Genomic DNA, 13,912 nt, shown 5'->3' with positions numbered 1-13,912 from the left:
AGGGAAAACCTGCGGGTAATCCACTGCAAAAAAACGTACCATTTGCGATCCTTCCTGAGTGTTGACGTGTGAACCTTCACGCCGCAGTCCACTCGGTCGGTTCCGCCCGCTACATCGCCCCTGGGCCGCGGGATATCCGTTGATTCTCCAGAGCCCCGCCCCATGCCCCTGCTCGAAACACCTTTCGCCCAACTTGACCTGATCCGCCAGCCCGAACAGCAGAACGAACCGCTGCAAGCCTTCGATGCTGCCGACGAATACCTGCTCAATCATATGGCCGAGCAACAACCGACCGCCGATACGCGGGTACTGGTGCTTAATGACAGTTTTGGCGCATTGGCAGCCAGCCTGGCCGGCAAGGTCCGGGTCACCAGTAGCAGCGACTCGTTCCTGGCGTTCCAGGGGCTGGAAAAGAATCTGATCCGCAATGGCCTGGCGTTCGACGCGGTACCGAGCGTGCCGGCCAATGAAACATTCATCGGGCCGTTCGACCGGGTGTTGATCCGGGTACCGAAAACCCTCGCCTTGCTGGAAGAACAACTGATTCGTCTGCAAGGTCAACTGGCGCCGGGCGCCCAAGTGATTGCGGCGGCGATGGTCAAGCACTTGCCCCGCGCAGCCGGGGATTTGCTGGAGCGTTACATCGGCCCGGTACAGGCGTCGTTGGCGGTGAAGAAGGCGCGGTTGCTGATCGCCACGCCTGAACTCAAGACGCCCGCCGTCTCGCCCTACCCGTCCCGCTACTTGCTCGACGAGCCGGCGATCGAACTGCTCAACCACGCCAACGTGTTCTGCCGCGAAGGGCTGGATATCGGCACCCGGGCGTTTTTGCCGTATTTGCCAAAGAGCCTCGGCGCAGCGCGGGTGGCGGATCTTGGTTGCGGTAACGGCGTATTGGCCATCGCCAGCGCCCTGCAAAACCCTGAAGCCCACTACACGCTGGTGGACGAGTCGTACATGGCGGTGCAATCGGCCAGCGAAAACTGGCGCGCGGCGTTGGGTGAGCGGGAGGTTATCGTCCGTGCCGGCGATGGCTTGGCCGGGCAGGAACCACAGTCACTGGACGTAGTGCTGTGCAATCCGCCGTTTCACCAGCAACAGGTGGTCGGCGATTTCCTGGCCTGGCGCATGTTCCAGCAAGCCCGCGAGGCCTTGGTGGTCGGTGGCGCGTTGTACATCGTCGGCAATCGCCACCTGGGTTATCACAGCAAACTGGCGCGGTTGTTCCGCGGCGTCGAGCAAGTGGCGGCGACGCCGAAATTCGTCATTCTCAAGGCCCGCAAATAACGCGGGCTAAAAAAAACCCTCCATCAGGAGGGTTGCAAAACCGTGCCGCGAGGCAACGGGATGGGAAATTCCGGGGTGTTTCAGTGGGTGGTCAGGCCCGCGGCATTCATGAACATGCGCATCAGGCTGGCCACGATAAACAGGGCTACGACGCTGCCGGTCCAGATCATCGCCAACCATCCGAGCCGCTGCCACAGCGGCTTTTTTTCGGCCCGTTGAATGTCGTGCAGGGAGGGTTTGGTGGACATGTCTTCGATCCTCTCTTGAAGGGGATGGCGCCTGTGGTGGCGCCATCGCGAGCAAGCTTTGCTCCTACTAGTGGTAACCGTCTTCATGGGTGACCTTGCCGCGGAACACGTAGTAGCTCCAGAAGGTGTAGCCCAGGATGAACGGGATGATGAACAGCGTGCCCACCAGCATGAAGCCCTGGCTTTGCGGCGGTGCGGCGGCGTCCCAGATCGAGATCGACGGCGGCACGATGTTTGGCCACAGGCTGATGCCCAAGCCGCTGTAGCCGAGGAAGATCAATACCAGCGTCAACAGGAACGGCGTGTAGTGCGCATTGCGAGCCACGGCGCGTATCAGGCCGTACATGGTCACCAGCACCAGGATCGGCACCGGCAGGAACCAGAACAGGTTCGGCAGGGTGAACCAGCGTGATGCGATCTCGGGATGGGCCAGCGGGGTCCAGATACTGACGATACCGATCACCGCCAACACCACGATCGCCAATGGCCGCGCCAGGTTGTGCATTTGCTCCTGCAACTTGCCTTCGGTCTTCATGATCAGCCAGGTGCAACCGAGCAAGGCGTAGGCAATCACCAGCGCCAGGCCGCAGAACATCGTGAACGGCGTCAGCCAGTCCAGTGAACCACCGGCAAACTGGCGATTGACCACCGGCAACCCGTCGATAAACGCCCCCAGCGCCACGCCCTGGAAGAACGTCGCCGCCACCGAGCCACCGATGAACGCCTTGTCCCACAGGTGACGCTTGTCGTCCTTGGCCTTGAAACGGAACTCGAACGCCACGCCGCGGAAAATCAGGCCGATCAGCATGAAGATCAGCGGCAGGTACAACGCCGACAGCACCACCGAATAGGCCAGCGGGAAGGCGCCGAACAACGCCGCGCCGCCCAGTACCAGCCAGGTTTCGTTGCCGTCCCAGACGGGCGCGACGGTGTTCATCATCACGTCACGGTCGGTCTTGCCCGGAATGAACGGGAAGAGAATCCCGATGCCCAGGTCGAAGCCGTCCATGACCACGTACATCATGATGCCGAAGATGATGATCACGGCCCAGATCAGCGGAAGATCAATACCCATGATTCAAATCTCCTTGGTCACGGTGTGGTCGGCATCGGTGTGATCGTCGTCGGCAGCGGACAACGGACGGGCCGGTGTGCGTTTCTTGCCTGGACCACCCTCGTTGGTTTCCTTGCCTTCGTCGATCTTCGGCCCTTTGCGCACCAGGCGCATCATGTAGCCCAGGCCGGCACCGAACAGCGCGAAATACACCACCACGAACAGCACCAACGTAATGCTCATCTGCGCGAAGCTGTGATTGGAGGACGCATCCGCCGTGCGCATCAAGCCGTAGACCACCCACGGCTGACGGCCGATTTCCGTGGTAAACCAACCGGCGAGGATCGCGATCAGGCCGGACGGGCCCATCCACAACGCCAGGTACAGGAACGGTCGCGAGGTGTACAACTTGTCGCTCTTGCGCAGCCACAGGCTCCACAAACCGGTGAAGATCATCAGGAAACCCAACCCGACCATGATCCGGAACGACCAGAACACAATGGTCGAATTCGGTCGGTCTTCCGGCGGGAAGTCCTTGAGCGCCGGCACCTGTTTATCCAGGGAGTGGGTGAGGATCAGGCTGCCGAGGTACGGAATCTCCACCGCATACTTGGTCTTCTCGGCTTTCATGTCCGGCCAGCCGAACAGGATCAGCGGGGTCGGTTCATCACCGACGTTTTCCCAGTGACCTTCGATCGCGGCGATTTTCGCCGGTTGGTGCTTGAGCGTATTGAGGCCGTGGAAGTCGCCGATGACGGCCTGGATCGGCGCGACGATCAAGGCCATCCACATCGCCATCGAGAGCATGGTGCGGATTGCCGGGTTGTCTTTGCCGCGCAGCAAGTGCCAGGCCGCCGAGGAGCCGACGAAGAACGCCGTGGCGACGAATGCGGCAGTCGCCATGTGCATCAGGCGGTACGGGAACGACGGGTTGAAGATCACTGCCAGCCAGTCGGTTGGGATCACTTGGCCGTTGACGATTTCGAAGCCCTGGGGGGTTTGCATCCAGCTGTTGGAGGCGAGAATCCAGAAGGTCGAAATCAGCGTGCCGATGGCCACCATGACGGTGGAAAAAAAGTGCAGGTTGCGTCCGACCTTGTTCCAGCCGAACAACATGACACCGAGGAAACCGGCTTCGAGGAAGAACGCAGTGAGCACTTCATAGGTCAGCAGCGGCCCGGTGACGGAACCGGCGAAGTCCGAGAAGCGACTCCAGTTGGTGCCGAACTGATAGGCCATGACGAGGCCGGAGACCACGCCCATGCCGAAGTTCACGGCAAAGATCTTCGACCAGAAGTGGTACAGATCGCGGTAGGTATCGTTGTTGGTTTTGAGCCACAGGCCTTCGAGTACCGCCAGGTAACTCGCCAGGCCAATGGTGATGGCCGGGAACAGGATGTGGAACGAGATGGTGAACGCGAACTGCATCCGGGCGAGATCAAGTGCCTCCAAACCGAACATAAGTCTTCCTCTGTCAGGTAATACCGGCTACAGGGCTTATGGCCCTGCACCCACTCTGCCCCCACGGATATGGAGTGTGGCGAATTCCAATTCGTTCTTTTTTTACAAACATCACAACGTAGGGAGTCTGGCCGTCTGGCCGCCGGATCAATTCCTGGTGAGGTATTGATCTGGATCAAGCAACGTTGAAAGAGTAGTCCCATTTTTGACGATGGACGGTGTGGTCTTTTGACGCGTGACAGCTTGCCTCACGACCCTTGTGTCGCAGCCACCGCCCTTCTGTAGCAGCTGGCGAAGCCTGCGTTCGGCTGCGCAGCAGTCGTTAGTCCTGCCACCTCGGTCTGGCCGGCGTACCGTGTTGTCTGGTTTTACGGCTGCTGCGCAGCCGAACGCAGGCTTCGCCAGCTGCTACAAGGGATAGCACGCACCTGTGTCTAGATCGATGCTTAGCTACCTAAAATTTTTTGTCAGCGCAACTTCTTGTTACAGCTTGGTGATAATCTCGACTCTCCCCTCGCTCAAGACCTGCCTTCAGATGCCCAGCCAAGCGCCCCTGCTGTTACGTCATCACCGTCCTTTCATTGCGTTCTGGCTGGCTCGGGTGTTTACCGCCAGCGGTTTCCAGATGCTCACCGTGGCCATCGGCTGGAATCTGTACCAACTGACTGGCAACGTGCTGGACCTGGGGCTGGTGGGTTTGGTCGAGTTCGCCCCGCGGGTGCTGTTCATGCTGCACACCGGGCATGTCGCGGACCGTTACGACCGACGCAAGGTCGCGGCGATCTGCCAGTCCCTGCAAGCCTTGATCGCCTTGTCTTTGGCCATCGGCAGCGCCACCGATCACGTCACCCGGGAAATGATCTTCATCCTCGCGTTCCTGCTCGGTGCCGCGCGCTCGTTCGAGATGCCGACCACCCAGGCCCTGCTGCCGAGCATCGTGCCCAGCGCCCTGTTCCCTCGCGCGGTGGCCGCGGCCCAATCGGCGCAGCAATCGGCCACCATCGTCGCCCCGGCACTCGGCGGCTTGCTCTACGCCTTCGGCAGCGTCTGGGTCTACGGCCCGACGGTGGTGCTGTACATCATCGCCTGCTGCTTGATGCTTAACCTGCCCGCCCGGCAAACGCCGCTGAACAAAGGCAAGGCGACCATGGATTCGCTGCTGGCCGGGATTCGTTTCATCCGCAGCCGCCCGGACATTCTCGGGGCAATTTCCCTGGACCTGTTCGCCGTGCTGCTGGGCGGCGCGACGGCGCTGCTGCCGGTTTTTGCCAAGGACATTCTGCTGACCGGCCCCTGGGGCCTGGGCCTGCTACGTTCAGCGCCAGCGGTGGGGGCGCTGTTGATGTCGCTGTTCCTCGCACGGTTTGCCGTGGAACGCAAAGTCGGACGGGTGATGTTCACCGCCGTCGGCGTGTTCGGCGTGGCGACCATCGCCTTCGGCTTGTCCACCTCGTTCTGGTTCTCCCTGGCGGTGCTGGTGGTGCTGGGCGCGGCGGACATGATCAGCATGGTGATCCGCGCCTCCTTCGTGCAACTGGAAACCCCGGACGAAATGCGTGGCCGGGTTAGCGCCGTGAACGGGCTGTTCATCGGCGCTTCAAACCAGTTGGGCGAGTTCGAATCCGGTCTCACCGCCCATTGGTTCGGCACCGTGCCAGCCGTGGTCATGGGCGGCATCGGTACGCTGGTAGTGACCGGCACCTGGATCAAACTGTTCCCGACCCTGGCCAACCGCGACCGCATGCATGTGCCGGCGGAAGAAGCCAAGGTTTAAAGCAGCTTGTCCAGGGTGATAGGGAAATCCCGCACCCGTTTGCCGGTGGCGTGATAGATCGCATTGGCCACCGCCGCGGCCACGCCGACGATGCCGATCTCGCCCACGCCCTTGGAACCGAGGGCGTTGACGATCTCGTCGTGTTCTTCGACAAACAGCACATCAATGTCGCCGATGTCGGCGTTAACCGGGATGTGATACTCGGCCAGGCTGTGGTTCATGTGACGGCCCAGCGCATGGTCGGTTTGCGTCTCTTCGTGCAACGCCATGCCGATACCCCAGACCACGCCGCCGAGAATCTGGCTGCGGGCCATTTTCGGGTTGACCACGCGACCGGCGGCGATGGCGCTGACCACGCGGTTGACCTTCACCGTGCCTAAATCCTCATCGACCAACACTTCGACGAACACCGCCGAATGGGTCGCCGTGGCGTAAGCCTCGCGTTTTTTGTCCGGCTCGGCGTCTACCTGAACATCCAGGGTTTCTTCGCCGCTGTCCCTTGCGAGTTCGGCCAGCGACACCCGCGCATCACCGAAGAGCAACAGCCCTTCTTCGAACACCGCCTGCTCCAGAGTGACACCGCCGAACGCCGGATAGGTCTGGCGTGCCACCGCCAACAGTTTTTCCTTGAGTGCTTCACAGGCCTGTTGCACGGCTGTCCCGACCGACGACACGGTGAATGAACCGCCCTGCAACGGCGCGGTGGGCAATGAAGAGTCACCGAGGATAAAAGTGACATCCTTATGCGAAACGCCCGACGCCTGGGCGGCGATTTGCGTCATTACCGTGTAGGTTCCAGTGCCGATGTCCGTCGTTGCGCTGCTGACCGTGAGTTTGCCGTTGTGATCGAGTGACGCCTTGGCACTGGCCTTCATCTGCAGCGCTTCCCAGACCCCACCGGCCATGCCCCAACCCACCAATTGCCGGCCCTGACGCATGCTGCGCGGTTCAGGATCACGCGCTTCCCAGCCAAAACGTTTCGCACCCTGGGCATAACATTCGCGCAGCTCTTTGCTGGAATACGGTTTGTCTTCGTTCTGATTGCGTTCGGCATAGTTGATCAGGCGCAATTGCACCGGATCGATCGCCAGGGCGCAGGCCAGTTCGTCCATCGCACATTCCAGCCCGATCAGCCCCAGCGCCGCGCCCGGCGCACGCATGTCGAGCGGGGTGAACACGTCGAGTGGCACCAGTTTGTAAGTCAGTTGCACGTTGTCGCAGTGATAGAGCATGCCGCTCCACTCCACCACATGTTCGGTGAAGTCCTCGAAACGCGAGGTCTGGCCGATGGCGGTGTGTCCCACCGCGAGCAAGCGTCCATTGGCCGCCGCGCCCAATTGCAGGCGCTGCAAGGTGCGGGGGCGATAGCCGAAGGTGAACATCTGCTGGCGCGTCAACGTCACGCGTACGGAACGCTTGAGATGCAGCGCCGCCATCACCGCCAGCGGCAGCTGATATTGCGGCCGCAGGCCCGAGCCGAACGCGCCGCCGACATAGGCTGCGAAAATCCGGACCTGCTCTTTTTGTAATCCGAAGACTTTTTGCACGTAGGACTGACAGTTCTGCGGGCCTTGGGTCTTGTCATGAATGTTTAGACTGCCATCGACCTGATACAGCACCGTACTGGCGTGGGGTTCCATCGGGTTGTGGTGTTCGATGGGGGTGCTGTAGCTCAGATCCAGGCTCATGGCCGCACCGGCAAACTCGGCCTGAAAATTCCCACGAGGCTTGGGGACTTCGGCCGGCGCTGGACGAGCTTCGTCTTGCAGGATCAGCAGATCGGTCTGATGCGGTTCGCTCTCGTACTCAATCTCTATCAATGAGCCGGCATACCGCGCCAACTCAAGGTTGTCCGCCACCACCAGCGCCAACGGCTGACCGCTGTACAGCACTCGATCGTTGTACAACGGGCGAAACGGCGAACCCTCGGCCGAGTCGGCATCTTCGTAGTCTTTGTCATAACTGGCGATTTTCGGGCGGTTGCTGTGATCGATCACCGCGACCACACCCGGTAGCGCGAGAGCCTTGGACGCGTCGATGCTGATCACTCGACCGTGGGCAATGCGGCTGGAGACCACGCTGCCGTGCAGCAAGCCGTCCTCGGGAAATTCTCCGGCGTAGCGGGCCTGACCGGTGACTTTGAGATGACCGTCGACGCGATCCAGCGGTTGGCCCATGGGCTTGGTGAAGGTATTCATCAGGCTAGCCCTCCCTGCGCGGCATCGCTCAGGGCGCGGATGATCGCCCGGCGTGCCAGGGTGACTTTGAAAGCGTTGTGTTCGAGGGGCTCGGCGTTTTGCAGCAGAGCATCGGCAGCGGCGGTGAACGTTTCAGGGCTGGCCGCCTTGCCCACCAACCAATGCTCTACCGCTTCGTCACGCCACGGTTTGTGCGCTACCCCGCCAAGCACCAGGCGCGCTTCGCGAATCACGGGCCCGGTCATGTCCAGCGCCGCAGCCACCGAAACCAGGGCAAAGGCGTAAGACGCACGGTCACGAATCTTCAGGTAATGGCTGTGTTCGGCGAAACCGGCGGCGGGCAGTTCAATGGCGGTGATCAGTTCATCGTCGGCCAATTGGTTATCGCGCTCTGGGGTGTCGCCGGGCAGGCGATGAAAGTCAGCAAACTCAATGGTTCTGGCGCCACTGCGGCCTTGCACATGAACCACCGCCTCCAACGCAGCCAGTGCCACGCACATATCGGAAGGATGCGTGGCCACGCATTGCACGCTGGCACCGAAAATCGCATGAATCCGGTTCAGCCCGTCCCGCGCCGGACAACCACTGCCGGGTTCGCGTTTGTTGCACGGCACATTGGCGTCGTAGAAGTAGTAGCAGCGCGTGCGTTGCAGCAGATTGCCGCCAGTGCTGGCCATGTTGCGCAATTGCGGCGATGCGCCGGCCAAAATGGCTTGGGACAACACGGGATAACGCTGCTCGATCAACGGGTGCCAGGCCAGGTCGGCGTTGCTGACCAGCGCGCCGATCATCAGCCCGCCCCTTTTCGTTTCAGTGACCTCACGCAGCGGCAGTCCGGTGATGTCGATCAGATGTTCGGGGCGGGTGAGGTTTTCCTTCATCAAATCCAACAGATTCGTACCGCCCGCGATGAAGCGCGAGGCAGGGCCGGCGAGATGGACGGCGTCCTGCACCGAATCCGGTTTGCTGTAATGGAAAGGATTCATTGGTCGCCTCCTGGCTGGCAGGCAGGCAAGGCTTCTTCAATGGCATCGCGGATATGGCTGTAGGCGCCACAGCGGCAGAGGTTGCCGCTCATCAGCTCCTTGATCTGTTCCGTGGTTTGCGCCCGACCTTCGTTAGCCAGCCCCACCGCCGAACAAATCTGCCCCGGCGTGCAATAACCACATTGAAAAGCATCGTGCTTGATAAAGGCCTGCTGCATCGGGTGCAGCTCTTCGCCGTCTGCCAAGCCTTCGATGGTGGTCAACTCGGCGCCGTCGCACATCACCGCCAGGGTCAGGCAGGCATTCACCCGCTTGCCGTTGAGTAATACCGTGCAGGCCCCGCACTGGCCGTGGTCACAACCTTTTTTTGTACCGACCAGGTCCAGTTGCTCGCGCAGCAGGTCCAGCAACGTGGTCCACGGCAAGACATCAAGGTCACGCGCCTGGCCGTTGAGCCTCAGGCGCAGCGGATGACGGGTGAACAACGACGGCGCAGCGTCGGGAGTGATCGCGCTCATAAACACCTCACGGTTGGTCGTACCTTCGCGGCGTTTTGGCAAACCGCCGTCATTAAGGGGTACGACTTCGGGGGTGGGATGGGCGTTCAAAGGAATTGATCTGTGGTGCAAAACCGCACCAAGCACACATTTGCCGACCAAGTGCGATACATAGATACCGCATCGAGTGTAATGTATCGCCTTACACTTTTCCCATGATCAAATCCTTCATGCCCATGCACAACCCGCCACACCCCGGTGAAACACTGTTGATGGACGTGTTGCCGGATTTAGGGATCAGCGTCACCGAGTTGGCCCGCCATCTCGGTTTTGCCCGGCCACATCTTTCCCGGGTGCTACATGGACATGCCCCCATCAGCCCAGACTTGGCGGTACGTCTTGAGCGGGCAGGCATCGGTAAAGCCAGAATGTGGCTAGGGGTTCAAATCGACTACGACCTTTGGCAGGCGGAACATCGTGAGCAACCGGCCATCGAGCCCATTGCCGCCCATGCCTGATCTTTTCTAAACCAACAACTCCCCCGCCACTGCCGCTCTTACGGCTTTACCACAGAGCTGTTCCACCAGCGCCAGCGCAAACAGCAACGCGGCGCCTGAGCCTTGGGCAGTGATGCAGTTGCCGTCGACCACCACAGGTTGATCGACGAAGTTGCAGCCTGACAATTGATTGCTGACGGAAGGCAGGCAGGTCATGCGCCGCTGGCGCAGAACCCCAAAGGTTTGCAGCGCCAATGCTGGCGCTTCGGCGATGCCGGCGAACAGGCGCCCGGCGGCGGCCTGGTCCTTGATCAATTGTTCCAGAGGTTGATGCGCCGCCAGGTGTTGCGCGCCAACGGCGCCGCCGGGCAGGGCAATCAGGTCGAATGGCTGGGCCAGCAAATCCACCAGCATCGCGTCGGCGGTCAGGCGAGTGCCACGGGCGCAGGTGAGCATGCGCCGCCCTTCGATACTGGCCACCACCACTTCAACCTGGGCGCGGCGCAGCACATCGACCAGGGTCACGCATTGCAGGTCATCGATGCCCTCGGCGAGGGTAATCAGAGCTCTAAAGGTCATGGGCACGGTCCACGGGATGATCCTTAAAGCGTAGTCAGCTTTAGTCTCCCTTGTTCGCACCTGCCGTTACTTGATGTAAAGCTGCGTCGAAATCGTGTTGCCCGGCGCGTTGATCGAGGTGTTGCTGAAGGTGAACGTCCCTTCCTGCTTGCCGCCCAGGTCATAGATGTACAGCGTGCCGACGATCCTGGTCTCAGTGCTGGTGCATTGCGTCGGATTGCCATTTCGGTAGGCACAGACCTTTTCCCGCGTCCCGGTAACGCTGAAACCGTCGAGCGCCACACGCGGTGCGCGGCCGTAGCCCATCTCCAGCACATAGACCTTGATGTCCGCCCCGCCGTGATCGCACGTCGTCCGCTCTTGCCCGGCCGAGATGTTTTCAATCCCGCACGCCGTCGACTGCACCTTGAGTACCTGGACGTCGGTCAATGGCGGTGCCGACGCCGCCAGAACCGCGGGTACGCTGGCCATAAACGCGAAAAACAGCCCCAACGGCCGAACGATGTTGCGCTTGCTGCCCACCATGAATACTCCCCCAAAACAGGCGCGCAGTATGGCGCAGTTCAGCGAACCGCAAAACATCGCCGACGATCGCAGCCATTACCCCACGCGGCTGGTATGATGCGCGGCTTTTTCCGACCCACAGAAAATTACCAGGCGCCATCAGTGGTCTGTGCTTTGCTGTTGAGGTCGATACATTCACGGCGCCGGGCGCGCCACGGGGAGCAGACATGCTGGAAAGGCTGTTTCAACTCAAGGCACATAACACCAACGTGCGGACCGAGATTCTGGCGGGCGTCACGACCTTCCTGGCCATGGCCTACATTCTGTTCGTCAACCCGAGCATTCTCGGCGAGACCGGCATGGACAAGGGCGCGGTGTTTGTCGCGACCTGCCTGGCCGCGGCCATCGGCTCGACGGTGATGGGCCTGATCGCCAACTACCCGATCGCGCTCGCGCCGGGCATGGGCCTGAACGCGTTCTTCACTTATACCGTGGTCCTGCACATGGGCCATACCTGGCAAGTGGCGCTGGGTGCGGTGTTTATCTCGGCGGTGCTGTTCTTCCTGTTGTCGATCTTCCGCATCCGCGAATGGATCATAAACAGCATCCCGCTGCCGCTGCGTTCGGCGATTGCTGCCGGTATCGGTTTGTTCCTGGCCCTGATCGCCCTGCACAACGCCGGCATCGTGGTCAGCAACCCGGCGACCATGGTCGGCCTCGGTGACCTGAAACAACCGGCGCCGATCCTCGCGACCCTGGGCTTTGCCCTGATCGTCGCCCTCGAAGCCCTGAAGGTTCGTGGTGCGGTACTGATCGGCATCCTGGCGGTGACCATCACTTCCATCGCGCTGGGCTTCACCCCGTTCGGCGGCGTGATGTCGATGCCTCCTTCCCTGGCCCCGACCTTCCTGCAACTGGACATCAAGGGCGCCCTGGACATCGGTCTGGTCAGCGTGATTTTTGCTTTCCTGTTCGTCGACCTGTTCGACAACTCCGGCACCCTGATTGGCGTCGCCAAGCGCGCCGGCCTGATGGGCAAGGACGGCCACATGCCGAAAATGGGTCGTGCGCTGATCGCCGACAGCACCGCGGCCATGGCCGGTTCGCTGCTGGGCACCTCGACCACCACCAGCTACATCGAATCCGCCGCTGGCGTCAGTGCCGGTGGCCGCACCGGCCTGACCGCTGTCGTGGTCGCGATCCTGTTCCTGCTGGCGCTGTTCTTCTCGCCACTGGCCGCCAGCGTTCCAGCGTTCGCCACCGCACCGGCACTGCTGTTCGTCGCCGTACTGATGACTTCCGGCCTGGCCGAAATAGACTGGGACGACATCACCGTGGCCGCACCGGTCGTGGTCACTGCCCTGGCCATGCCGTTCACCTATTCCATCGCCAACGGCATCGCCTTCGGTTTCATTTCCTGGACCGCGATCAAGTTGCTGTCCGGGCGTGCCCGTGAGCTGAACCCGGCGCTGGTGATTCTGTCGATTCTGTTTGTGATCAAGTTGGGTTGGTTCAGCGCATGACTTTTGATTCCCAGGCCTATGCCGTTCAGCTCGAAGAAAAGGTCACGCGCTTGCGTGACCTGCTGGCCCCGTTTGGTGCGCCAGAACCTGAAGTGTTCGACTCGCCGCTGCAAAACTTTCGCCTGCGCGCCGAATTCCGCCTGTGGCGCGAAGGCGGCGACCGTCACTACGCGATGTTTGCCCAAGATGACAAACGCACGCCGATCCTGATCGAAGAGTTCCCGATCGCCAGCCTGCGCATCAATGAGCTGATGCCCAAGCTCAAAGCCGCATGGCAAGCGAGCGCAGCGCTGAGCCACAAGTTGTTCCAGGTGGAGTTCCTGACCACGTTGGCCGGTGATGCGATGATCACCCTGTGCTACCACCGTCCGCTGGACGAGCATTGGCACGCGGCGGCGACCAAACTGGCAGCCGAGCTGAACGTCAGCATCATCGGTCGCTCCAAGGGCAAGCGCGAAGTCATCGGCCACGATTACGTGGTCGAGCAATTCGAAGTCGGCGGCCGCACCTTCAGCTATCGCCAACCGGAAGGCGCGTTCACCCAGCCCAACGGCACCGTGAACCAGAAGATGCTCAACTGGGCTTACGACGCCATGGGTGATCGCACCGACGATTTGCTGGAGCTGTATTGCGGCAACGGCAACTTCACCCTGCCTCTCGCCACCCGTGCACGCAAAGCGCTGGCCACCGAAATCAGCAAGAGCTCGGTCAACGCGGCGTTGAGCAACCTCAGCGAAAACGCTGTGGATAACGTCACTCTGGTGCGTTTGTCCGCCGAAGAACTGACCGAAGCCTTGAACGAAGTGCGGCCGTTCCGACGCCTGCACGGCATCGACCTCAAGAGCTACGAGTTCGGCAGCGTGTTCGTCGACCCGCCACGGGCCGGCATGGACCCGGACACCTGCGAACTGACCCGACGCTTCGACAACATCCTCTACATTTCCTGCAACCCGGAAACCCTGGCGGCCAACATCGCCCAACTGCACGACACCCACCGCATTACCCAATGCGCGATGTTCGACCAGTTTCCGTGGACCCATCACATGGAATCCGGGGTGTTGTTGACCCGGCGTTGATTGCACGTACCCGATACAAATCAGCCGTCTTGATGACGGCTTTTTTCTGGGTGGTGTTTATGGAGCGACGACTGGCCTTGTGACGAGGGAGCTTGCTTGTGGCGAGGGAGCTTGCTCCCGCTTGAGTGCGCAGCGCTCACAAGATTTTGGGGCCGCTTCGCAGCCCAACGGGAGCAAGCTCCCTCGCCACAGGCAAGCTCCCTCGCCACCGGTTCATTGTGATACATA

The 13,912-nt window shown here is 61.1% G+C and carries 13 protein-coding genes; 5 read left to right on the top strand and 8 right to left on the bottom strand.

Going from position 1 to position 13,912, the window contains the following annotated elements:
• The first annotated feature begins 162 nt into the window (after positions 1–162).
• A complete protein-coding gene (locus HKK53_RS24935; RefSeq protein WP_169372977.1) occupies positions 163–1,287 on the top strand; it encodes a methyltransferase in 1,125 nt (374 codons plus the stop codon).
• Between the two features lie 80 nt (positions 1,288–1,367).
• On the opposite strand, the gene HKK53_RS24930 is transcribed toward HKK53_RS24935, so the two are convergent.
• From HKK53_RS24930 to HKK53_RS24920, 3 genes are all read right to left on the bottom strand, one after another.
• The gene (locus tag HKK53_RS24930) at positions 1,368–1,535 is read right to left on the bottom strand and encodes a DUF2474 domain-containing protein (RefSeq protein ID WP_169372976.1); all 168 of its coding nucleotides are present in this window, start codon (positions 1,533–1,535) and stop codon (positions 1,368–1,370) included.
• 67 nt (positions 1,536–1,602) lie between these two features.
• Positions 1,603–2,610 (bottom strand): cytochrome d ubiquinol oxidase subunit II, encoded by a 1,008-nt coding sequence (cydB, locus tag HKK53_RS24925; protein WP_169372975.1) that lies wholly within the window; start codon positions 2,608–2,610, stop codon positions 1,603–1,605.
• A 3-nt stretch (positions 2,611–2,613) separates the two neighbouring features.
• A complete protein-coding gene (locus tag HKK53_RS24920; RefSeq protein ID WP_169372974.1) occupies positions 2,614–4,050 on the bottom strand; it encodes a cytochrome ubiquinol oxidase subunit I in 1,437 nt (478 codons plus the stop codon).
• Between the two features lie 535 nt (positions 4,051–4,585).
• On the opposite strand from HKK53_RS24920, the gene HKK53_RS24915 reads away from it, so the two are divergent.
• Positions 4,586–5,824: an MFS transporter gene (locus HKK53_RS24915; RefSeq protein WP_169372973.1), complete on the top strand. Its 1,239-nt coding sequence runs from the start codon at positions 4,586–4,588 to the stop codon at positions 5,822–5,824.
• Here the strand turns inward: HKK53_RS24915 and HKK53_RS24910 are convergent.
• Genes HKK53_RS24910 through HKK53_RS24900 form a run of 3 tightly spaced genes read right to left on the bottom strand, consistent with a single transcriptional unit; the run spans position 5,821 to position 9,526 of the window.
• On the bottom strand, positions 5,821–8,022 hold the full coding sequence (locus HKK53_RS24910; RefSeq protein ID WP_169372972.1) for a xanthine dehydrogenase family protein molybdopterin-binding subunit: 2,202 nt from the start codon (positions 8,020–8,022) through the stop codon (positions 5,821–5,823). The genes HKK53_RS24915 and HKK53_RS24910 overlap by 4 nt on opposite strands.
• Complete coding sequence (locus HKK53_RS24905; protein WP_169372971.1) at positions 8,022–9,008, bottom strand: FAD binding domain-containing protein; 987 nt, start codon at positions 9,006–9,008, stop codon at positions 8,022–8,024. Before HKK53_RS24905 ends, HKK53_RS24910 begins: the two co-directional genes overlap by 1 nt.
• A complete protein-coding gene (locus tag HKK53_RS24900; RefSeq protein WP_169372970.1) occupies positions 9,005–9,526 on the bottom strand; it encodes a (2Fe-2S)-binding protein in 522 nt (173 codons plus the stop codon). The genes HKK53_RS24905 and HKK53_RS24900 overlap by 4 nt, the downstream gene beginning before the upstream one ends.
• A gap of 209 nt (positions 9,527–9,735) precedes the next feature.
• Here HKK53_RS24900 and HKK53_RS24895 point away from each other — a divergent pair, with 209 nt between their 5' ends.
• Positions 9,736–10,023 carry a HigA family addiction module antitoxin gene (locus HKK53_RS24895; protein WP_169374290.1) on the top strand — a complete coding sequence of 96 codons (288 nt, stop codon included), beginning with the start codon at positions 9,736–9,738 and terminating at the stop codon, positions 10,021–10,023.
• 6 nt (positions 10,024–10,029) lie between these two features.
• Here HKK53_RS24895 and HKK53_RS24890 read toward each other — a convergent pair whose 3' ends face one another.
• Positions 10,030–10,581, bottom strand: a complete 552-nt coding sequence (locus HKK53_RS24890; RefSeq protein ID WP_169372969.1) for a DJ-1 family glyoxalase III — start codon at positions 10,579–10,581, stop codon at positions 10,030–10,032.
• A gap of 66 nt (positions 10,582–10,647) precedes the next feature.
• Positions 10,648–11,052, bottom strand: coding sequence for a DUF4879 domain-containing protein (locus HKK53_RS24885; protein WP_237150809.1), 405 nt, complete (start codon positions 11,050–11,052; stop codon positions 10,648–10,650).
• Between the two features lie 260 nt (positions 11,053–11,312).
• On the opposite strand from HKK53_RS24885, the gene HKK53_RS24880 reads away from it, so the two are divergent.
• Both HKK53_RS24880 and trmA read left to right on the top strand, forming a co-directional pair.
• Entirely contained in the window at positions 11,313–12,608 is a 1,296-nt protein-coding gene (locus HKK53_RS24880; RefSeq protein ID WP_169372967.1) for an NCS2 family permease, read from the top strand.
• A complete protein-coding gene (gene trmA, locus HKK53_RS24875; protein WP_169372966.1) occupies positions 12,605–13,684 on the top strand; it encodes a tRNA (uridine(54)-C5)-methyltransferase TrmA in 1,080 nt (359 codons plus the stop codon). Before HKK53_RS24880 ends, trmA begins: the two co-directional genes overlap by 4 nt.
• Positions 13,685–13,912 lie beyond the last annotated feature (228 nt).

Source organism: Pseudomonas sp. ADAK7, assembly GCF_012935675.1.
In the GTDB taxonomy this organism is placed as follows: Bacteria; Pseudomonadota; Gammaproteobacteria; order Pseudomonadales; family Pseudomonadaceae; genus Aquipseudomonas.
Note: the sequence above shows the minus strand (reverse complement) of the source record. Positions and strands in the feature narration are given on the sequence as shown.